This is a genomic window from Rugamonas fusca, from assembly GCF_014042365.1.
GTDB lineage: Bacteria > Pseudomonadota > Gammaproteobacteria > Burkholderiales > Burkholderiaceae_D > Rugamonas > Rugamonas fusca.
On the sequence record NZ_JACEZS010000008.1, the window covers coordinates 125,130 to 143,902 of the forward strand.

The following is an 18,773-nucleotide window of genomic DNA, read 5'->3' on the forward strand; positions in this document are numbered from 1 at the left end:
GAATCAACCACAATGCCCGCATGGCATCTCTGTGAAATCAAGTCCGGGAAGAAATCAGACAAACCGGGCCGCCGCGTCAACTGTGCCGTGCGCGGGAGTCGGCGGGCGCTTCGACACGCTCGTGGAGGCCGTAGTCGCGCACCACGGCGGCCACGCGCAGCCGGTAATCCGCGAAGATGCGCGCCCGGCCCTGCGCCTGCAGTTCCCGGTGCGGCCCGAAATTACGCCAGCCGCGCACCGCCTCCTCGTCCCGCCAGAACGAGAGCGACAGTATCTTCCCCGGCTGCGACAGGCTCTCAAAGCGCTCTATCGACAAGAAGCCATCCATCGCCTCGAGGTGCGGGCGCAGCATGGCCGCGCCATCCAGGTAGGCCTGCCGGTGCTCGGCGTGCGGCACAACCTCAAAGATCACGGCGAACATCGTGCGCCTCCTGATGCAGCGTACCGTCCACCACGTGCAGGAAGCTGCGCTCCTCGCGCAAGATGAAGCGTTTCTCCTGCGCCAGGCTGAAGTTGGCCCGCCCCTCCTCGTCGGTTTTCAAGCGCGCGCGGTAAGCCTCGTATGCCGCCAGGCTGTCGAAGGCGATCAAGCCCCACGCCACGTCGTTGCTGCCTTCGTGCGGCAGGAAATAGCCAACCAGGTTACCGCCGCAACGCGGAATGATGCGGCCCCAGTTCTCGGCGTACGCCTTGAAAGCTTCGCGTTGGAACGGATCGATCTGATAGCGGATGAAGCAGGTGATGGTCATGGTGCCCTCGTGGTTGTGCAGTGCGCCCACTATACGAGCTTGTCGCTGGCAGATGGTTCGACTAAGATCGAACCATGAAAGACGGCCCCAACATCATCGGCATCGCCGCGCTGATCGGCGACCACGCGCGCGCCGAAGTGCTGACTGCGCTCATGTCCGGCATGGCGCTGACCGCCACCGAACTGGCCGAAGTGGCTGGCGTGACCAAGCAGACCATCAGCAGCCACCTGGCCAAGCTGGTCGACGCCAGGCTGCTGGTGGTGGAGGCACAAGGCCGGCACCGCTATTTCCGCCTGGCCGATCAGGACGTGGCGCAATTACTTGAGTCGCTCATGAACGTCGCATTCCGCAGCGGCGCGGTACGCACGCGATCGAGCCCGCGCGAGCCGGCGCTGCGCAAGGCACGCGTGTGCTATGACCACCTTGCCGGCGAACTGGGCGTACTCCTGTACGACCAGCTGCTACGCTCGGACGCCTTCACCTTCGGCGCCCATGGCGTTGCACTGACACCGGCAGGCCATCAATGCGTGCGGGCGCTGGGCATCGATACACAGGCGCTGCACGCCAACCGGCGACGGGCCTTCTGCCGCACCTGCCTGGACTGGAGTGAGCGGCGCCACCACCTCGCCGGTTCGCTCGGCAGCGCGCTGCTGGCGCGCTTCGAGGCACTGGGCTGGGCGCGGCGGGCAACCGATTCCCGTGTCATCACATTCAGCGCCACAGGCGAACAGGCGCTGCGCGGCTGGCTGGCCGATGCCGCCGGCGAAGCGGCGCGCAGCGTGGCGACGCCCATCGCGCCAGCGTGATGCGGCGCCAAACCAGGCGTCCTCCGAACAACCTCGCACCTGGCGCCACAACGGAATAAATAGAGCCCGGCGTCTATCGCCGGGGCGCTATCATGACGTCGCTGATGAACTAACATGGGCCACGTATGGCAGATATGCTGATCAAGTTGCACCGCAATCCCCTCACCTCGCGCCTGGTCAAGGCGCTGGGCGTGCCCAATCCCGTCACGCTGGCGCGGGCCGATGGCGGCTATGCCGAGCGGCCATTCGAAGGCAAGCAGGCGCTGTTGTGCCGCAGTCCCGGTGGCTACGCGGCCGACGTCCTGCTGCATGCCCTGGCCGACGCCGGCGCCAGCCACGCCGACCGGCTGCCGCCGGACAGCACCGCGCGCGCCGACATCGTCGTGATGGACGCCACCGGTTGCGCCGCCCCCGCCGACTATCGCGCGCTGTACGACGCGTTCCACCCCATCATGCGCCGCATCGCCCGCAACGGCCGGGTGCTGCTGGTGGCGGCCAGCCCGGCCGACTGCACGACGCCGGCCGCGCTGGCCGTCTGCCGTGGCATGGAAGGCTTCGTGCGCAGCCTGGCGAAAGAACTGGGGCCGAAAGGCATCACCGTCAACCAGTTGTACGTGGAGCGCGCCGCGCTGGCGCGGCTGGCGGGGCCGCTGCGTTTCTTCTGCGGCGTGCCATCGACCTACGTGACGGGCCAGGTGCTGCACGTGACGGCGCAAGCAACGGCGCCAGCGGACACGCCGTTCAGCAAGGCGCTGGCCGGCAAGGTGGCGCTGGTGACGGGCGCGGCCCGTGGCATCGGCCGGGCCACGGCCGAACGGCTGGCGCAGGAAGGCGCCACCGTGGTGGCGCTGGACGTGCCGGCGGCCGAGGAGGAACTGCGGCGCGTCTGCGTATCGTTCGGCGGGGTGCCGCTGGCGATGGATATCGCGTCGGAAGCGGCGCCCAGAGAGCTGGCCGGCTTCCTGGCCGAGCGCTTCGGCGGGGTCGACATCATGGTCCATAACGCCGGCATCACACGCGACAGGACCTTGGCCAATATGACCGCGCCGCAATGGGATCTCGTCATGCAGATCAACCTGGCGGCCGTGATGGCGATCGACGCGCAGTTGCTGCAACGGGGCCTGGTGAAACAGGATGGACGCATCGTCTGCCTGTCGTCCGTGAGCGGCGTGGCCGGCAATTTCGGCCAGACCAACTACGCCACCAGCAAGGCCGCGCTGATCGGCTACGTGGCCGCGCAAGCGCCGCTGCTGGCCGCGCGCGGCATCTGCATCAACGCCGTGGCGCCGGGCTTCATCCAGACCGCCATGACGGACCAGATGCCGTTCCTGACGCGCGAAATCGGCCGCCGCCTCAATTCGCTGAAGCAGGCCGGCCTGCCGCGCGACGTGGCCGAGCTGATCGCCTTCCTGGCCACGCCGGGCGCTTGCGGCATCACGGGCAATACGGTGCGGGTGTGCGGCCAGGGGCTGATCGGGGCCTGAACGGAACGACGAGTGTTCAAAGGGCCGGCGCACCGGCCCCTGGTCTCACTCAAGCGAACTTCGAAAAATCCGGCTTGCGCTTCTCGAAGAAGGCCGTGAACGCTTCCCTCGCCTCCGGCGCTTCCAGCATGGCGCCGAACAGCTTGTTCTCGGCCGTCATGGTTTGCGTGATGGCGGCGTTGCGGCTGGCCTTCATCAACTGCTTGGTGGCGCGCACGGAGCTGGCCGGCAAGGCCACCAGCTTGGCCGCTTGCGCGCGCGCGAACGGCAGCAGCTCGGCCACCGGCAGCACTTTCGATACCAGGCCCATGTCCAGCGCTTCCTGCGCCGGGAACGCTTCGCCCAGCATCAGCTTCTCGGCCGCGCGCGGGTAGCCGGCCACTTGCGTCAGCAGCAGGCTGGACGCGAACTCGGGGCACAGGCCCAGCTGCGAGAACGGCATCGAGAACTTGGCGTTGTCGGCCGCGTACACCAGGTCGCAGTGCATCAGCAGCGTGGTGCCGATGCCGACGGCCGCGCCGGCGACAGCCGCCACCACGGGCTTGGTGGTGCCGCTCAGCGCCAGCATGAAGCGGAACACGGCGCGGTCTTCGAGCGCCACGCCATCGCTGCTGCGCGCGCTTTTCAGGAAGTCTTCCAGGTCGTTACCGGCCGTGAAAATCTCGGGCTTGCCGGTGATCAGGATGGCGCGCACGGACGCGTCACGCTCGCCGTCGTTGATGGCGTCGGCCATGCTCTGGTACATGGCGCTGGTGATGGCGTTCTTGCGCTCGGGGCGGTTGAATTCGATGGTCAGGATGCCGTCGGCCTTGCTGCTCAAAATTTCCATGTCGTCTCCAAAATAAGGAAAGGGCGCCGGGGAAAATCCGCAGCGCCCTTGATGCTCGCTATTCTAGCGTACCGGGTTTATACGCGCTCGAAGATACCTGCCGCGCCCATGCCGGCGCCGACGCACATGGTGACCATGCCGTACTTCAGGTTGTTACGGCGCAGGGCGTGCACCACGGTGGCGGCGCGGATGGCGCCCGTGGCGCCCAGCGGGTGGCCCAGCGCGATCGCGCCGCCCATCGGGTTGACCTTGGCCGTATCCAGGCCCAGGTCGCCGATCACGGCCAGCGCTTGCGCGGCGAACGCTTCGTTCAGTTCGATCCAGTCCAGCTGGTCCTGGGTGATGCCGGCCAGGCGGCACGCTTCAGGAATGGCGAACTTGGGACCGATGCCCATGATTTCCGGTGGCACGCCCTTGACGGCGAACGACGAGAACTTGGCCAGCGGGGTCAGGTTGTGCTCGCGCAGGAATTTCTCCGACACGATCAGCAGCGCGCCGGCGCCGTCGGACATCTGCGAGCTGTTGGCGGCCGTGACGGAACCCTTGGCGGCGAACACGGGCTTGAGCTTGCCCAGCGATTCGAGCGTGCAGTCGGTGCGGGCGCCTTCGTCGGTGTCCACGGTGCGCTTCTTGATGGTGATTTCGCCCGTGGCCAGGTCAGGCGTGCGGGTGATGATCTCGACCGGGGTGGTTTCGTCCTTGAAGAAACCGGCCTGCTGGGCGGCGATGGCGCGGCGGTGCGATTCGACCGAGAACGCGTCCTGCGCTTCGCGCGACACTTTCCACTGCTGGGCGACCTTCTCGGCCGTCAGGCCCATGCCGTAAGCCATGCCCACGTTTTCGTCGGTGAACATGTTCAGGTTCATCGATGGATGGTGGCCCATCATCGGCACCATCGACATCGATTCCACGCCGCCGGCGATCATGGCGTCGGCCTGGCCCACGCGGATGCGGTCAGCGGCCATGGCGATGGCGGTGATGCCCGAGGCGCAGTAACGGTTGACGGTCACGCCGCCGATGGTCTTGGGCATGCCGGCCAGCAGCACGGACTGGCGGGCGATGTTGAAGCCCTGCTCCGCTTCCGGGAACGAGCAGCCGATGATGGCGTCGGTGATCAGGGCCGGGTCCAGGCCAGGCGCCTGGGCCAGCGCGTTTTGCAGCACGCGCACCAGCAGGTCGTCCGGACGGGTCTTGTTGAACATGCCGCGCGGCGCCTTGCCGATCGGGGTACGGGTAGCGGCGACGATGTATGCGTCTTGAAGTTGTTTGCTCATTTTATTCTTTCAAAAATTTTTGATCGAAGTTCTGTCGAAGTTCTGTCGAATCTGTTTCACCAGCCCGGGGGCGCGGGTCTGCTTGGTCTCAGGCGCGCTTCTCGGACAAATACCAGTCCACTTGGACCTGTGCGGCCAGCGTACCGGCGGCGTCGAAAATATCGACCTCCACCGGGAACGCCACCTTGCCGGCCGATTTGAGCTCGGCCTTGAGCGCGGCCAGGTCGCCCGGTACCCGGCCTTCGGCGCGGGTGGCGCCCTTGGCGACCTTCTGGTACTGGATGCGCGACTCCTTGGCCACGGGGCGCAAGCCCACGATCAGGTCCGCGAAGCCGCCCGCCATGGCCGCGCCGGAAGCCGTTTCGGCCAGCGTGAACAAGGCCCCGGCGTGCTGCGTGCCCAGGTGGTTGTTGAGCTTCGGGTCTTCCGGCATCGACACCTTGGCGGTGCCGTTGCCGATTTCATCGATCCGGATCCCCAGCAAGCGCACGAAAGGCAGGGTGTCCATCATCTGTTGCTTGATACGTTCGTACACCATGCTCGGCCTCACGCGCAGTAAAACTTTGAATGCCAGGGACAGGATCGACATGACCTTAGTTGCGCACCGGCTTACCGGTTTGCATCATGCCCATGATCCGCTCTTGCGTCTTCGGATGGTTCAGCAGCTCCAGGAAGGCTTTACGCTCCATGTCCAGGAACCACTGCTCGCTGACGAACTGACCCTGGTCGATGTCGCCGCCCGACACGATCTCGGCGATCATCTCGCCCAGCTTGAAGTCGTGCGCGGAGATGAAGCCGCCGTCGCGCATGTTGACCAGTTGCGCCTTGATGGTGCCGTAGCCGTAGCGGCCGGTGATCTGCACCGGCGCCTGCAGCGGTGGACGGTAGCCCTTGTCGAACATGGCGCGCGCTTCCACCTTGGCCACGTGCAGCAGCTCGTAAGGGTTGAACACGATCACGTCGTCTTCCTTCAGGTAGCCCATCGCTTGCGCTTCCAGTGCCGACTTGGACACGTTGGCGGTAGCGGCGTTGGTGAAGCCGGCTTTCAGGAATTGCAGGATGTCGTTGCCCTTGGCTTCCTTGGCGGCGCGTACGGCCGCTTCCTTCAGGCCGCCGCCGGCAGGGATCAGGCCCACGCCCACTTCCACCAGGCCGATGTACGATTCGATCGAGGCCACGCGCTTGGAAGCGTGCAGCGCCATTTCGCAGCCGCCGCCCAGGGCCAGGCCGGCCACGGCAGCCACCACGGGCACGTTCGAATACTTCATGGCCATGAAGGTGTCTTGCAGTTCGCGGATGATAGGATCAACCGCTTTCGCGCCGCCCTGCATGAACGCAGGCAGTGCCGACTGCAGGTCGGCGCCGGCCGAGAAGGCGCCGCCTTCAGCCGCGTCGGCGCTCCAGATCACCAGGCCCTTGAAGTTCTTGGCCGCTTCATCCAGCGCCAGCTTCAGGCCCTTGATCACGCCGTCGCCGATCACGTGCATCTTGGTCTTGAGCGAGATCACCAGCACTTCGTCGCCCGAGTGCCACAGGCGGACCGAGTCGTCCTCGAACACGGTGGTGCCGGCGGTGCGGCCATCCACGGCGCCGGCGCCGAACACGGGTGCGCGGAATTCCTGGCGCTGGTAGACAGCCAGGTCGGAGCGCGGCACGAACGATTTCGAGACCGACGACCACGAACCTTCAGGGGTGTGCACGCCGCCTTTTTCAGCCACCGGGCCTTCGAACACCCAGGCTGGCAGCGGTGCGTCGCACAGCGCCTGGCCGGCGTCGATGTCTTCCTTGACCCACTGGGCCACTTGCGACCAGCCGGCCGCTTGCCACGTTTCGAACGGGCCGACGTTCCAGCCGAAGCCCCAGCGCATGGCGAAGTCGATTTCGCGGGCGTTGTCGGCCACGGTGTCGAGGTGGATGGCGATGTAGTGGAAGGCGTCGCGGAAGATCGCCCACAGGAACTGCGCCTGTGGATTGGTCGATTCGCGCAGGGCCTTCATCTTCTTGACCGGATCCTTTTCCTTCAGGATGCGGGCCACGATGTCGGCGGCCTTGCCGCCGCCGGTCACGTATTCACCGGTGGCGAAGTCCAGGCGCTGGATCTCCTTGCCCACCTTCTTGTAGAAGCCGGCGCCGGTCTTCTGGCCCAGCGCGCCCTTCTCGACCAGCTTGGCCAGCACGGCCGGGGTCTTGTAGACGGCGGCGAACGGATCGTTCGGCAGGTAGTCCTGCATGGTCTTGATCACGTGGCCCATGGTGTCCAGGCCCACCACGTCGGCGGTGCGGAAGGTGCCCGACTTGGCGCGGCCCAGCTTGGCGCCGGTCAGGTCGTCGACCACGTCGCACGACAGGCCGAACTTCTCGGCTTCATGCACGATGGCCAGGATGCCGAACACGCCCACGCGGTTGGCGATGAAGTTAGGCGTATCCTTGGCGCGCACGACGCCCTTGCCCAGGGTGGTGGTCAGGAAGCCTTCCAGCTGGTCGGCGATTTCCGGCTTGGTGGCGGCGGTCGGGATGATCTCGACCAGGTGCATGTAGCGCGGCGGGTTGAAGAAGTGCACGCCGCAGTAGCGCGATTTCAGGTCGGCGTCGAAGCCTTCGGACAGCTTGGTGATCGACAGGCCCGAGGTGTTCGAGGCGAAGATCGCGTTCGGGGCGATGTGCGGGGCGACCTTCTGGTACAGGTCATGTTTCCAGTCCATGCGCTCGGCGATGGCTTCGATGATCAGGTCGCAGCCGGCCAGCAGGTCCAGATTGTCTTCGTAGTTGGCCACCTGGATCAGCGAGGCGTGTTCCTTGTTGCCCAGCGGTGCGGGCGACAGCTTCTTCAGGTTCTCGATGGCGCGCAGCACGATGCCGTTCTTCGGACCTTCCTTGGCTGGCAGGTCGAACAGCACGACCGGCACTTTGGCATTGACGCAGTGGGCGGCGATCTGCGCGCCCATCACGCCGGCGCCCAGGACGGCTACTTTTTTAACGATGAAATTGGTCATGTCGTATCCTTAGTCTCTACTTAGAACAGGTCAGCGTCGAGTGCCATCAGGCTGGCGGAACCGGCACGGGCCTGGCGAATCAAGGTTGCGGTTTCTGGCATCAGGCGGGCGAAGTAGAAGCGCGCCGTCGCCAGCTTGGCTTTGTAGAAGTTGTCGCCGGAGCCTTCTTTTTCCAGCGCGATCTTGGCCATCTGGGCGAACAGGTAGGCGTAGATCATGTGGCCCACCACGCGCAGGTACGGTACGCTGGCGGCGCCCACTTCGTCCGGGTTCTGGAACGCCTTCATGCCGATTTCCATGGTCAGCTTGGTGACTTTGTCGCCCAGGTCGCCCAGCGGGGTGATGAATTCGCTCATGGCTTCATCGGTGCCGTTTTCTTCGACGAAGGCTTTGACCTTCTCGCCGAACTTGCGCAGCTTGGCGCCGTTGTCGCCCAGGATCTTGCGGCCCAGCAGGTCCAGCGATTGCACGGTGTTGGTGCCTTCGTAGATCAGGTTGATGCGGGCGTCGCGCACGTACTGCTCCATGCCCCATTCGGCGATGTAGCCGTGGCCGCCGTACACTTGCATCGCTTCCGAGGTGGCGATCCAGGCGTTGTCGGTGATGAAGGCCTTGATCACGGGGGTCAGCAGCGCCACTTCGTCGGCCGCTTCCTTGCGCACTTCTTCGTCCGGGTGGTGCAGTTCGCGGTCGATCTGCAGCGCCACGTAGGACGAGAAGGCGCGGGCGCCTTCGGCGTAGGCCTTGCCGGTCAGCAGCATGCGGCGCACGTCGGGGTGCACGATGATGGGGTCAGCTGGCTTGTCCGGTGCTTTCGGGCCGGTCAGCGAGCGCATCTGGATACGGTCCTTGGCGTACACCAGCGCGTTCTGGTAAGCCACTTCCGTCAGGCCCAGCGACTGCATGCCCACGCCCAGGCGGGCCGCGTTCATGAACACGAACATGGCGTTCAGGCCCTTGTTGGGCTGGCCGATGATCCAGCCACGGGCGCCGTCCAGGTTCATCTGGCAGGTCGAGTTGCCGTGGATGCCCATCTTCTCTTCGATGGCGCCGCAGGTGATCGGGTTGCGCTCGCCGACTTGGCCGTCAGCGGTGGGCAGGTATTTCGGTACCAGGAACAGCGAGATGCCTTTCGAGCCTTCCGGTGCGTCCGGCACGCGGGCCAGCACCAGGTGCAGGATGTTTTCCGACATGTCGTGTTCGCCGGCCGAGATGAAGATCTTGTTGCCGGTGATCAGCCAGGAGCCGTCAGCCTGTGGCTCGGCTTTCGAGCGCAGCATGCCCAGGTCGGTGCCGCAGTGCGGTTCGGTCAGGCACATGGTGCCGGTCCACTCGCCCGACACCAGCTTGGGCAAGTAGATTTTCTTCTGTTCGTCGGTGCCGTGCTCCAGCAGGCACTCGTAGGCGCCGTGCGACAGGCCGGGGTACATGGTCCAGGCCTGGTTGGACGAGTTCAGCATTTCGTAGAACGAGTTGTTCAGCACGATAGGCAAGCCCTGGCCGCCGTATTCAGGCGAGCACGACAGGGCAGCCCAGCCGCCTTCCACGTACTGCTTGTACGCTTCCTTGAAGCCTTTCGGGGTGGTCACGGTCTGGGTCGCTGCGTCGTGGTGGCAGCCTTCGCGGTCGCCCGAGTGGTTCAGGGGGAACAGCACTTCCGAGGTGAACTTGCCGCCTTCTTCCAGCACCTGGTTGATGATGTCGGCGTCGACATCGGCGTAGTATGGCATTTGCTTGAGCTCATCTTCCACTTTCAGCAATTCGTGCAGCACGAACTGCATATCCCGGATTGGCGCGACGTATTGACCCATGATTTTCTCCTGATGGCGTATAGCTAAATAAGTGTTGAATGGCAGCGGTGACCGCGGCCGCTTACGTTTTTTCTGTTGCCTCCGCCTGGTGGGGCGGATGCGGGTTCCGGTAATTCTCGATCAGCCGGTTAAAGCCGATGCTGGCGCGGTCCAGGCTGCCCGGGATGCGCAGGAAGCGCGCATCATGGTGCAGGGCCAGGATCAGGCCGTACATCTCATAGACCAGCTGCTGCGGGTCGGTATCCGGCCGGAGGTCGCCGCATTCGATGGCCTGGCGTACGCAGCGCAGCAAGGCGCCCTGCCACGCGTTGACCATCGACATCAGCTCCTCCCGGATGGGACCGGGGCGGTCGTCGTATTCCACCGCGCCGCTGATGTAGATGCAGCCCGATGCGACTTCCACGCTCACTCGCTTGACCCAGCGCGCAAACATCGCCTTCAGGCGCTGCAAGCCACGCGGTTCCTTCATGCTGGGGAAAAACACTTCCTGCTCAAAGCGGTGGTGATACAGCTTGAGCACTTCCAGCTGCAAGTCTTCACGCGAACCGAAATGCGCAAACACCCCCGACTTGCTCATGTTCATCCTGTCCGCGAGCAAGCCGATGGTGAGTCCTTCGAGCCCGTCACGACTGGCCAGGTCCAGCGCCACATCGAGAATGGCCGCGCGAGTCAGTTCACCCTTACGCATAAATTTGATAGAAGTATTAATAAGTACACCCAAGGTAAAAATTCATCTGAAAGGAGAAAAGAACATTCTCTCGCAGTTGAATTTACTTCGTGTGAAAAGAATTGCGAACGCTCGTACTATTATCCAGCGGGTGGTAAAAGTCAAACAGTACCGTTAGAGGCGCGGTTCTATTGCTGCGTCGCAGCAGTATTGTGGGGAATGGGGGACACCGGCGGGGGCTGCAAGGCGCTGGCCTGGCCGGCCCGCCCGCTGCCGGACGGTCACACGGGCGCCGCGGCGGCGATGGCTGGCATCGCTTGATGGCATGGCGCAGGGACGGCCGCCGGCTCGCCGCTGACCACCCGGTCGCGGCCGCCCTGCTTGGCCGCATACATGCGCTGATCGGCCAGTTCGACCAGCCGTTTCCAGTCGCCAACATGGTCGGCCCGGCGCTCGGCGATGCCGATGCTGGCCGTCACCGGCCCGCCCTCGGGGCGCTCGCCGAAGCCGCTGCTGCGCAGCCGCTCGATGGCCGTCCGGGCCTGCTCCAGGCCCGTGCCCGGCATGATCAGCAGGAATTCCTCGCCGCCCCAGCGCGCCAGCACGTCGCCGTGGCGCATGTGCTGGCTGACCCGTTCGGTCATGGTGACCAGCGCCCGGTCCCCCGCCTCGTGGCCGTAACCGTCGTTGATGCGCTTGAAATGGTCGAGGTCGAGGAAGGCCAGGGCGAACGGCGCGTTGCCACGCTCGGCCATGGTGAAATGCAGGTCGAGGATTTCCATGCCGCTGCTGCGGGAAAAGGCATTGGTCAGCGGATCGCGGATGGCCTGGCGCACCAGCGCGATCATGAACGCGAGCTGGCAGATGCCGGCCAGCGCGGCCACGCCCGTGATCAGCACCAGCAGCCAGAACGCGCCGGTGAACGCGGGCCAGTCCATGGCGGCCCAGCGCAGGTAGCCGGACACGGCATGGCAGACCAGGATGGGACTGGCGACCACGAAGCTTTCGGCGATGGCCAGCGGGAACACCGCCAGCCCTCCCAGCAACACGAAGGGCAGGAAGGCGTAGCCGGCCCCGATCGCGGCGGACATGCCGGTCAGCTGGTAGTGCGTGAGCAGCGTGTGCGACGCGACATAGAACACGGTGGGGATGGCGAACAGCAGGGCCATGGCCCGGTAGGCGTTGAACAGGTCGCCGTTGGAGCGATAGTAGACCAGCAAACTGGCGAAGGCGGCGCTGGCGGCGAAGCGCATCAGCGCCAGCTGGCCCCACAGCGGGAACGGGAACACGATGAAATCGATGATGCTCCACAGCGGTGTGAGCACGGCGAACAGGAAGGCGAACAGGCGCACGCGGTTGACGATCAGCTTGGCGCGGCGCCGCGCCAGCAAGCTCAGATGGCGGTGCGGCGAAAATAACCAGCCCAGTTCGCTTTGCTTGAGCTCACCGGGCATCAGCCCCATCAAACGGTGCCAGAGCATTTCCGCAACCTGATTCATGCATGCCTTTTCGACGTCGCCGCAACGGGGACGGCGGCGCCCCCCTTGCCTGCTTGGGAATGGCTGGCCAGGGATGGATGGCCAGTGCTTGCCTTTCTTGCCAGCTAGCAATCCTAAGCCATGTCCATCGCGCTGTCACCGGCGCGACCGCCTTTCTTGACGCAAGACAGGTAAACCGTGGACGTTTTGCCGCAAGGGCAGCCGCGGCAGTGGCTCAGTCCGGATCGCCGAGCTTGCCCAGCTGGCGGCGGTCGCGTTTGGTGGGCCGGCCCTTGATATCGGCCCCCGGCTCGCGGAACAGGCGGCGCCGTTCGGCCGTCTCGGCGCGGGCCGCCACGCTGGCCGCCGTCTCCTCGTACAGGGTGCGGGCGATGGGCGCGGCCGCGCGCACGTCCGACAGGCCCAGCACCACCACTTCCCAGCGGTCCGCGCCGTTATCGATGAGCAGCTTGTCGCCCACGCGCAGGGCGCGGGCCGGCTTGATATGTTCGCCACCAAGCTTGACGCGGCCGCTGTCGACGGCGTCCGTGGCCAGCGAACGGGTCTTGAAGAAGCGCGCCGCCCACAACCATTTATCGAGTCTGACTGTCTCGTTCAAGCGTATTTCCCCACGGCAAAAATCCGCATCAGCAACTTGTAGCCCATGTAGGCCAGGCCATAGCCGAGGCGGCGCCAGCGGCCCACGTTGGCGAACTCGTGCGCATGCACCACCACGCCGTCGGCGATGGCTTGTTCGATGTGGGCCCGCAGGCTGCGGGCGAACACGGCGTCCTTGACGACCACGTTCGCCTCCTGGTTCAGGAACAGGCTCAGGCCATCGACGTTGCTCGAGCCCACGGTGGCCCAGTTGTCGTCGATCACGGCCACCTTGGCGTGCAACTGGGTCTTGTGATATTCCACCACTTTGACGCCGGCCGCCAGCAGTTTCGGATAGAAGGAGTGGGCGACCGCGTCCTGCAGCCAGAACTCGCCCACCCCGATCAGCAGCACCACCTCCACCCCGCGCTCGGCCGTGGCGGCCAGCGCGCGGCGGAACTTGCGGCCCGGCGCGAAATACGGATTGGCCAGCAGCACGCTCCTGCGGGCCCGGCCCAGCGCCTGCAGGTAGGCGCGCTGGATGGTGACGCGGTTGCGCAAATTGTCGCGCACCACGAAGCCGGCCTGCACCATGGCGCGGTTGGCCGCCTTGTTCAGCTTGCGCAAGTCACGGTACAGGCTGATGCGCTTGAAGAGGCCCAGCTTGCCCTGGCGCGCCCACTGGGCTTCCGCTTCCCGCTGGATATTGGCCACCAGCGGCCCGCGCACGGCCACGGCGAAATCCCAGCGCGGCGCGGCCAGCGCAATGTTGTGGTCGTAGTCGCAGAACAGGTCGTCGTTGATGTTGATGCCGCCGACGAAGGCGATGCCGTGGTCCACCACGCAAATCTTGCGGTGGGTACGCGTCATGCCGCGCCGGAACCACGGGTTGAAGATGCGGTGTTCGACCCGCGCCTCCAGCAGTTGCGCGTGCAGCCGGTCGACCCGGTGCCGGCCCGTGCCGAACCAGTCCGTGATCATGCGCACCTGCACCCCGCGCGCGGCGGCCCGCATCAGCGCGCCCTGCACGGCCTGGCCCGTCTCGTCGTCGGCGAAGATATAGGTCTCGAAATAGATCTCGTACTGGGCCGCGTCGATGGCCGCGATGAGGGCCGGGAAATACTCGGTGCCGCAATAGAGCAGCTCGATCTCGTTATTGGCCAGGAAATTAACGGAACGCATAGATCCTGTCAGGCCAGCGACAGCGACGCGACGATGGGCGCGTGGTCCGACAGCTTGGCCCACAGCGTGCCATGCAAGACCTCGGCCGCCTTCACGTCGAAGCCGCGCACGTAGATGCGGTCGAGCCGGAAAAATGGCAGCGCGGCGGGGAACGTGCGGGCCTGGCGCACGGCGTTCTTGCGGCCCAGCGCACGGCCCAGCTCGTCGAGCGTGGAGTTGGAACCGATCTGGTCGAACACTTCCACCACGCCCAGCGCGTGCCGCAGTTCGTCGCTGAGGTTGTTGCGCCAGTCGTTGAAATCGCCGGCGATGATGACCGGCTCGCCATCGGGCGCCGAGGTGCGCACGGCCTCGATCAGGGCCGCCGTCTGGCGCTTGCGGCCGCCCTCGAACAAGCCCAGGTGGACCACATAGCAATGCACCAGCATACGCGGCGTCCGCAGCTCGCAGTGCAGGATGCCGCGCTGCTCGAACGCGTGGTCGGACACGTCATGGTTATGGCTGTGGACGATGGGGAAGGCGCTCAGCAGCGCGTTGCCATGATGGCCATGGTCGTAGACGGCGTTCATGCCGTAGGCCGTGTGCTCGTGGCGCGATGCGCCGGCCAGGAATTCATGCTGGGCCGTTTCTGGCCAATGCTGCTGGCCGTGGTGCTCGGCGCCGTACTGGGCCGCATTGAGGTCGTGCCGGCCCTGCACTTCCTGCAGGAATACCACGTCCGCATCGAACAAGCCGATGGCCTGCTTCAGCGCGTGCACCCGCGGCAAGCTGCGGATGGCGGAAACGCCTTTGTGGATGTTGTACGTGGCGACGCGGATCTTCATGGGGTAATTCTACCCCCATCGGCCCGGTTTCCGGCAAGCCGTACTTATGCTCGCCTTAGCTGCTGCGGCAATTGCAGGATCGCTTCCGCGTTGGAGGAGGAGAAGCATTTATCGGCCGCTTCCAGGTAGGGCAGCCAGACGTGGTTCAAGTGTTCGCGCGGCGCCAGCGTGATGGGAATGTCGCGCGGGACTTCGACGCTGAATACGTGTTCCGTGTTTTCCGTCACGCCCGGCGCGTAGCGGTGGCGCCACACGGGGTAGATGGTGTAGATGTTCGACAGCATCCAGTCGCGCAGCACGATGCGGGTGCCATCGGCCACGATGCCCGTCTCCTCGTGCAATTCGCGGGTGGCCGTTTGCAGCAGGGGTTCGTCCGGCGCGTCCAGCGAGCCGGTCACGGATTGCCAGAAGCCGGGCCGGTCGGCCCGCTCGATCAGCAGCACTTGCAGGTCGGCGGTATGGATCACCACCAGCACCGATTCGGGAATCTTGTAGGGCTTCATGTTCCGACAATAAAAAAGGCGCAGTCACCCGCGCCTCTTGAACACAACGTGCGCCCGCCGAAGCGGGCGCGGGGCGCTATCAGCCGGCCACTTTCGGCTCGGCGGCGCGCAGGCGGATGTGCAGTTCGCGCAGCTGCTTCTCGTCCACTTCCGATGGTGCCTGGGTCAGCAGGCACTGGGCGCGCTGGGTTTTCGGGAAGGCGATCACGTCGCGGATCGAATCGGAGCCGGTCATCATGGTCACGATACGGTCCAGGCCGAACGCCAGGCCGCCGTGCGGTGGCGCGCCATACTGCAGCGCGTCCAGCAGGAAGCCGAACTTCAGGCGGGCTTCGTCGGCGTCGATCTTAAGCGCGCGGAACACTTTCGACTGCACTTCTTCGCGGTGGATACGGATCGAACCGCCGCCCAGTTCCCAGCCGTTGAGCACCATGTCGTAGGCCTTGGCGATGCAGGCGCCCGGATTGGTTTCCAGCATGTCCTCGTGGCCGTCTTTTGGCGCCGTGAACGGGTGGTGGGTCGCGGTCCAGCGGTCGTTCTCGTCGTCGTATTCGAACATCGGGAAGTCCACCACCCACAGCGGCGACCAGACGTCGTCGAACAGGCCGGCCTTCTTGCCGAATTCGCTGTGGCCGATCTTCACGCGCAGCGCGCCGATGGCGTCGTTGACCACCTTGGCCTTGTCGGCGCCGAAGAAGATCAGGTCGCCGTCCTGGGCGCCCGTCAGTTCCAGCACCTTGGCCAGTGCGGCGTCGTGCAGGTTCTTGACGATAGGCGATTGCAGGCCGTCGCGGCCCTTGGCCTTCTCGTTGACCTTGATGTAGGCCAGGCCCTTGGCGCCGTAGATGGCCACGAACTGGGTGTAGGCGTCGATTTCCGAACGGGGCATTTCGCCGCCCTTCGGTACGCGCAGGCCGACCACGCGGCCGTTGGGCATGTTGGCGGCGCCCGAGAACACCTTGAAGTCCACGTCCTTCATCACGTCCGTCAGGTCGGTGAATTCCAGCTTGACGCGCATGTCGGGCTTGTCCGAACCGTATTTGCCCATGGCGGTGGCGAAGTCCATCACCGGGAACGGGTTCGGCAGGTCGATCGCCAGCGTGTTCTTGAACACCTTGCGGATCATGTCTTCGAACAGGTCACGGATTTCCTGCTCGGTCAGGAACGACGTTTCGCAGTCGATCTGGGTGAATTCAGGCTGGCGGTCGGCGCGCAGGTCTTCGTCGCGGAAGCACTTGGTGATCTGGTAGTAGCGGTCGAAGTTGGCCACCATCAGCAGCTGCTTGAACAGCTGCGGCGATTGCGGCAGCGCGAAGAAGTTGCCGGCGTTGACGCGCGATGGCACCAGGTAGTCGCGCGCGCCTTCCGGGGTGGACTTGGTCAGCATCGGGGTTTCGATGTCGATGAAGCCCAGTTCGTCCAGGTACTTGCGCACTTCCATCGTCACCTTGTAGCGCAGGCGCAGGTTGTTCTGCATCTGCGGACGGCGCAGGTCCAGCACGCGGTGGGTCAAACGGGTGGTTTCGGACAGGTTGTCGTCGTCCAGCTGGAACGGCACGGCCACGGAAGCGTTCAGCACTTCCAGCTGGGTGCACACCACTTCGATCTTGCCCGATTTCAGGTTGGCGTTGACGGTGCCTTCCAGGCGGTCCTTGACCACGCCCGTCACGCGCAGGCAGTACTCATTGCGCACCGCTTCCGCGGCCTTGAACACGTCGGCCTGCTCGGGATTGCAAACGATCTGCACCAGGCCTTCGCGGTCGCGCAGGTCGATGAAGATCACGCCGCCGTGGTCGCGGCGACGGTGTACCCAGCCGCACAGGCTGACGGTTTGGCCAAGCAGGGCCTCAGTGGTGAGGCCGCAGTAGTGAGTACGCATGGAGGACATGTTATTTCTCAGTTCAGGTTAAATAGTTCAGTTTATTTATCGGGGCGCAGGCGCCCGTTTTATGGTTTGCCGGCCGTCTCGGCGCCGGGCACGTAATCAGGCGCCACCACGCCCATCGACACGATGTACTTCAGGGCCGCATCCACGCTCATGTCCAGCTCGACCACGTTTTCCTTCGCCATCATCAGGAAGAAACCCGAGGTGGGGTTGGGCGTGGTGGGCACGTACACGCTGACATAATCGCCCACCAGGTGGTTCTTCACGTCGCCGCCGGGCGCGCCGGTCAGAAAAGCGATGGTCCACGAATCGCGGTGCGGATACGGCACCAGCACGGCCTTGCGGAACGCGTTGCCGGACGAGGAGAACAAGGTGTCCGACACCTGCTTCACGCTCGAATACAGCGAGTTGACGATGGGGATGCGCTGCAACAGCCGCTCCCACAGCCTCACCACGTAATTGCCCACCAGGTTGTTGGTGAGCAGGCCGGTCAGGAACACGATCAATACCGTCAGCATGGTCCCCAGGCCGGGAATATCGAAGCCGATCAGGGTGCGCGGCTGCCACCGCAAAGGCACGAACAGCAGCGACTGGTCCATGGTGCTGATCACCAGATTCAGCACCCAGGCCGTGATGGCCAGCGGCACCAGGATCAGCAAGCCGGTAATGAAGTATTTACGCATTCGTGCTCTCTAGATGGAATAAAAATGCCGCCAGGCGGCATTGCCGATCAATCCGCCTTGTTGCCGCCGGACGCAGGCGCAGCCGGCGCTGCCGCCGGGGCGGCGTCGCCCTTGGGCGCGGCCGGGCCGCTGGACACGCCCGTGGCTGGCGGCGTACCGCCGCGGAAATCGGTCGCATACCAGCCCGTACCCTTGAGCTGGAAACCGGCGGCCGTCAGTTGTTTCTTGAACGACGACTTGCCGCAAGAAGGGCATTCCGTCAGCTGCGGGTCGGAAATCTTTTGCAAGACATCCTTGGCAAAACCACATTCCTCGCAGCGGTAAGCGTAGATCGGCATCTATTACTCCGCAAAAACAATCAAAAACCCTGAATTATAAAGCTTTTTTCGCCGCCCTCGCCGGTTTCAACGGCGCCGCCATTGCAGCCAGCGTTCCTTGCCCTGGAACACGGGGATGGAATCGGCCACGGCCAGATCGGCCTCGCAGTCGAAATACGGTGCCAGCAAGGCGTCCAGCTGCGCGCGCGCGATGCCGAACGGCGGGCCCTTGGGCGCGTCGTCGAAGAAAAAGAAGCCGGCCAGCAAGCCGCCCGCCGGCAGCAGCGCGGCCCAGCGCGCCGCCACGTCCGGCCAGCGTTCGCGCGGCATGGCGCACAGGAAGGCCCGTTCGTAGATCAGCTGCAAGGGCTCGGTGGGCTGCCAGGTGAAGAAATCGGCTTCCACCACCCGCTCGGCCCAGCGGCCCACGGCCGCCTTGCCGGCCGCCACGGCGGCCGGTGAAAAATCGATGGCCGTCGCATCCCAGCCGGCCTCGGCCAGGTACGCCAGTTCCCAGGCGCTGCCGCAGCCGGGAATCAGCGTGACCAGCGGCGCGGGCGCGGCGGCGACGAACTCGCGCAACGCCTGCGGCACCCCGCCCCGGTCCCAGGGCGTGAATTGCTTGTCAAAACGCTCATCCCAGAAAGCCGGTGAGCGCGGATCACGTTCATGAAATTCCTGCATGGTACGG

At 64.9% G+C, this 18,773-nt stretch carries 19 protein-coding genes; 2 read left to right on the plus strand and 17 right to left on the minus strand.

All coding sequences use genetic code 11. From position 1 onward, the window contains the following. Window positions 1-76: 76 nt before the first annotated feature. Together H3H36_RS11325 and H3H36_RS11330 are read right to left on the minus strand one after the other, a co-directional pair. Entirely contained in the window at window positions 77-421 is a 345-nt protein-coding gene (locus tag H3H36_RS11325) for an antibiotic biosynthesis monooxygenase family protein (protein WP_182217471.1), read from the minus strand. Further along, on the minus strand, window positions 402-749 hold the full coding sequence (locus tag H3H36_RS11330) for an NIPSNAP family protein (RefSeq protein ID WP_182217473.1): 348 nt from the start codon (window positions 747-749) through the stop codon (window positions 402-404). The genes H3H36_RS11325 and H3H36_RS11330 overlap by 20 nt, the downstream gene beginning before the upstream one ends. 74 nt (window positions 750-823) lie before the next feature. Here H3H36_RS11330 and H3H36_RS11335 point away from each other — a divergent pair, with 74 nt between their 5' ends. Together H3H36_RS11335 and H3H36_RS11340 are read left to right on the plus strand one after the other, a co-directional pair. Continuing rightward, window positions 824-1,555 (plus strand): ArsR/SmtB family transcription factor, encoded by a 732-nt coding sequence (locus H3H36_RS11335; RefSeq protein WP_182217475.1) that lies wholly within the window; start codon window positions 824-826, stop codon window positions 1,553-1,555. Between the two features lie 125 nt (window positions 1,556-1,680). Further along, window positions 1,681-3,039: a 3-oxoacyl-ACP reductase gene (locus H3H36_RS11340; protein WP_182217477.1), complete on the plus strand. Its 1,359-nt coding sequence runs from the start codon at window positions 1,681-1,683 to the stop codon at window positions 3,037-3,039. A 49-nt stretch (window positions 3,040-3,088) separates the two neighbouring features. Here the strand turns inward: H3H36_RS11340 and H3H36_RS11345 are convergent, their stop codons facing one another. The 15 genes from H3H36_RS11345 to H3H36_RS11415 all read right to left on the minus strand — a co-directional run bounded on the left by H3H36_RS11345 (window position 3,089) and on the right by H3H36_RS11415 (window position 18,766). Further along, a complete protein-coding gene (locus H3H36_RS11345; protein ID WP_182217479.1) occupies window positions 3,089-3,868 on the minus strand; it encodes an enoyl-CoA hydratase in 780 nt (259 codons plus the stop codon). A 77-nt stretch (window positions 3,869-3,945) separates the two neighbouring features. Continuing rightward, window positions 3,946-5,142, minus strand: a complete 1,197-nt coding sequence (locus H3H36_RS11350; RefSeq protein ID WP_182217481.1) for an acetyl-CoA C-acyltransferase — start codon at window positions 5,140-5,142, stop codon at window positions 3,946-3,948. Between the two features lie 88 nt (window positions 5,143-5,230). Continuing rightward, complete coding sequence (locus tag H3H36_RS11355) at window positions 5,231-5,680, minus strand: PaaI family thioesterase (protein ID WP_182162031.1); 450 nt, start codon at window positions 5,678-5,680, stop codon at window positions 5,231-5,233. A gap of 55 nt (window positions 5,681-5,735) precedes the next feature. Next, entirely contained in the window at window positions 5,736-8,135 is a 2,400-nt protein-coding gene (locus tag H3H36_RS11360) for a 3-hydroxyacyl-CoA dehydrogenase/enoyl-CoA hydratase family protein (protein WP_182217483.1), read from the minus strand. 20 nt (window positions 8,136-8,155) lie between these two features. Beyond that, a complete protein-coding gene (locus H3H36_RS11365) occupies window positions 8,156-9,946 on the minus strand; it encodes an acyl-CoA dehydrogenase C-terminal domain-containing protein (RefSeq protein WP_182217486.1) in 1,791 nt (596 codons plus the stop codon). Window positions 9,947-10,007: 61 nt separating this feature from the next. Further along, a complete protein-coding gene (locus tag H3H36_RS11370) occupies window positions 10,008-10,634 on the minus strand; it encodes a TetR/AcrR family transcriptional regulator (protein ID WP_182217666.1) in 627 nt (208 codons plus the stop codon). A gap of 260 nt (window positions 10,635-10,894) precedes the next feature. Next, on the minus strand, window positions 10,895-12,094 hold the full coding sequence (locus H3H36_RS11375; RefSeq protein ID WP_220459716.1) for a GGDEF domain-containing protein: 1,200 nt from the start codon (window positions 12,092-12,094) through the stop codon (window positions 10,895-10,897). A gap of 232 nt (window positions 12,095-12,326) precedes the next feature. Next, window positions 12,327-12,710 (minus strand): Hsp15 family ribosome-associated heat shock protein, encoded by a 384-nt coding sequence (locus H3H36_RS11380; protein ID WP_182217490.1) that lies wholly within the window; start codon window positions 12,708-12,710, stop codon window positions 12,327-12,329. Continuing rightward, window positions 12,707-13,870, minus strand: coding sequence for a cardiolipin synthase ClsB (gene clsB / locus H3H36_RS11385; protein WP_182217493.1), 1,164 nt, complete (start codon window positions 13,868-13,870; stop codon window positions 12,707-12,709). The genes H3H36_RS11380 and clsB overlap by 4 nt, the downstream gene beginning before the upstream one ends. A gap of 8 nt (window positions 13,871-13,878) precedes the next feature. Then, window positions 13,879-14,694: an endonuclease/exonuclease/phosphatase family protein gene (locus tag H3H36_RS11390; protein WP_182217495.1), complete on the minus strand. Its 816-nt coding sequence runs from the start codon at window positions 14,692-14,694 to the stop codon at window positions 13,879-13,881. 44 nt (window positions 14,695-14,738) lie between these two features. Next, window positions 14,739-15,197 carry a dihydroneopterin triphosphate diphosphatase gene (gene nudB, locus H3H36_RS11395; protein WP_182217498.1) on the minus strand — a complete coding sequence of 153 codons (459 nt, stop codon included), beginning with the start codon at window positions 15,195-15,197 and terminating at the stop codon, window positions 14,739-14,741. Window positions 15,198-15,276: 79 nt separating this feature from the next. Next, entirely contained in the window at window positions 15,277-17,076 is a 1,800-nt protein-coding gene (gene aspS, locus H3H36_RS11400) for an aspartate--tRNA ligase (protein ID WP_182217501.1), read from the minus strand. A 68-nt stretch (window positions 17,077-17,144) separates the two neighbouring features. Then, on the minus strand, window positions 17,145-17,765 hold the full coding sequence (locus H3H36_RS11405; RefSeq protein ID WP_182217503.1) for a DUF502 domain-containing protein: 621 nt from the start codon (window positions 17,763-17,765) through the stop codon (window positions 17,145-17,147). 47 nt (window positions 17,766-17,812) lie between these two features. After that, on the minus strand, window positions 17,813-18,103 hold the full coding sequence (locus H3H36_RS11410) for an FmdB family zinc ribbon protein (protein WP_182217506.1): 291 nt from the start codon (window positions 18,101-18,103) through the stop codon (window positions 17,813-17,815). Between the two features lie 66 nt (window positions 18,104-18,169). Further along, a complete protein-coding gene (locus H3H36_RS11415) occupies window positions 18,170-18,766 on the minus strand; it encodes a methyltransferase domain-containing protein (RefSeq protein ID WP_182217509.1) in 597 nt (198 codons plus the stop codon). Window positions 18,767-18,773: the final 7 nt, after the last annotated feature.

Excerpts from the sequence above, each read along its gene's own strand:
- H3H36_RS11325 (WP_182217471.1), bottom strand. The coding sequence starts at position 421 with ATGTTCGCCGTGATCTTTGAGGTTGTGCCGCACGCCGAGCACCGGCAG.
- H3H36_RS11330 (WP_182217473.1), bottom strand. The coding sequence starts at position 749 with ATGACCATCACCTGCTTCATCCGCTATCAGATCGATCCGTTCCAACGC.
- H3H36_RS11335 (WP_182217475.1), top strand. The coding sequence starts at position 824 with ATGAAAGACGGCCCCAACATCATCGGCATCGCCGCGCTGATCGGCGAC.
- H3H36_RS11340 (WP_182217477.1), top strand. The coding sequence starts at position 1,681 with ATGGCAGATATGCTGATCAAGTTGCACCGCAATCCCCTCACCTCGCGC.
- H3H36_RS11345 (WP_182217479.1), bottom strand. The coding sequence starts at position 3,868 with ATGGAAATTTTGAGCAGCAAGGCCGACGGCATCCTGACCATCGAATTC.
- H3H36_RS11350 (WP_182217481.1), bottom strand. The coding sequence starts at position 5,142 with ATGAGCAAACAACTTCAAGACGCATACATCGTCGCCGCTACCCGTACC.
- H3H36_RS11355 (WP_182162031.1), bottom strand. The coding sequence starts at position 5,680 with ATGGTGTACGAACGTATCAAGCAACAGATGATGGACACCCTGCCTTTC.
- H3H36_RS11360 (WP_182217483.1), bottom strand. The coding sequence starts at position 8,135 with ATGACCAATTTCATCGTTAAAAAAGTAGCCGTCCTGGGCGCCGGCGTG.
- H3H36_RS11365 (WP_182217486.1), bottom strand. The coding sequence starts at position 9,946 with ATGGGTCAATACGTCGCGCCAATCCGGGATATGCAGTTCGTGCTGCAC.
- H3H36_RS11370 (WP_182217666.1), bottom strand. The coding sequence starts at position 10,634 with ATGCGTAAGGGTGAACTGACTCGCGCGGCCATTCTCGATGTGGCGCTG.
- H3H36_RS11375 (WP_220459716.1), bottom strand. The coding sequence starts at position 12,094 with ATGCTCTGGCACCGTTTGATGGGGCTGATGCCCGGTGAGCTCAAGCAA.
- clsB (WP_182217493.1), bottom strand. The coding sequence starts at position 13,870 with ATGCGTTCCGTTAATTTCCTGGCCAATAACGAGATCGAGCTGCTCTAT.
- H3H36_RS11390 (WP_182217495.1), bottom strand. The coding sequence starts at position 14,694 with ATGAAGATCCGCGTCGCCACGTACAACATCCACAAAGGCGTTTCCGCC.
- nudB (WP_182217498.1), bottom strand. The coding sequence starts at position 15,197 with ATGAAGCCCTACAAGATTCCCGAATCGGTGCTGGTGGTGATCCATACC.
- aspS (WP_182217501.1), bottom strand. The coding sequence starts at position 17,076 with ATGCGTACTCACTACTGCGGCCTCACCACTGAGGCCCTGCTTGGCCAA.
- H3H36_RS11405 (WP_182217503.1), bottom strand. The coding sequence starts at position 17,765 with ATGCGTAAATACTTCATTACCGGCTTGCTGATCCTGGTGCCGCTGGCC.
- H3H36_RS11410 (WP_182217506.1), bottom strand. The coding sequence starts at position 18,103 with ATGCCGATCTACGCTTACCGCTGCGAGGAATGTGGTTTTGCCAAGGAT.
- H3H36_RS11415 (WP_182217509.1), bottom strand. The coding sequence starts at position 18,766 with ATGCAGGAATTTCATGAACGTGATCCGCGCTCACCGGCTTTCTGGGAT.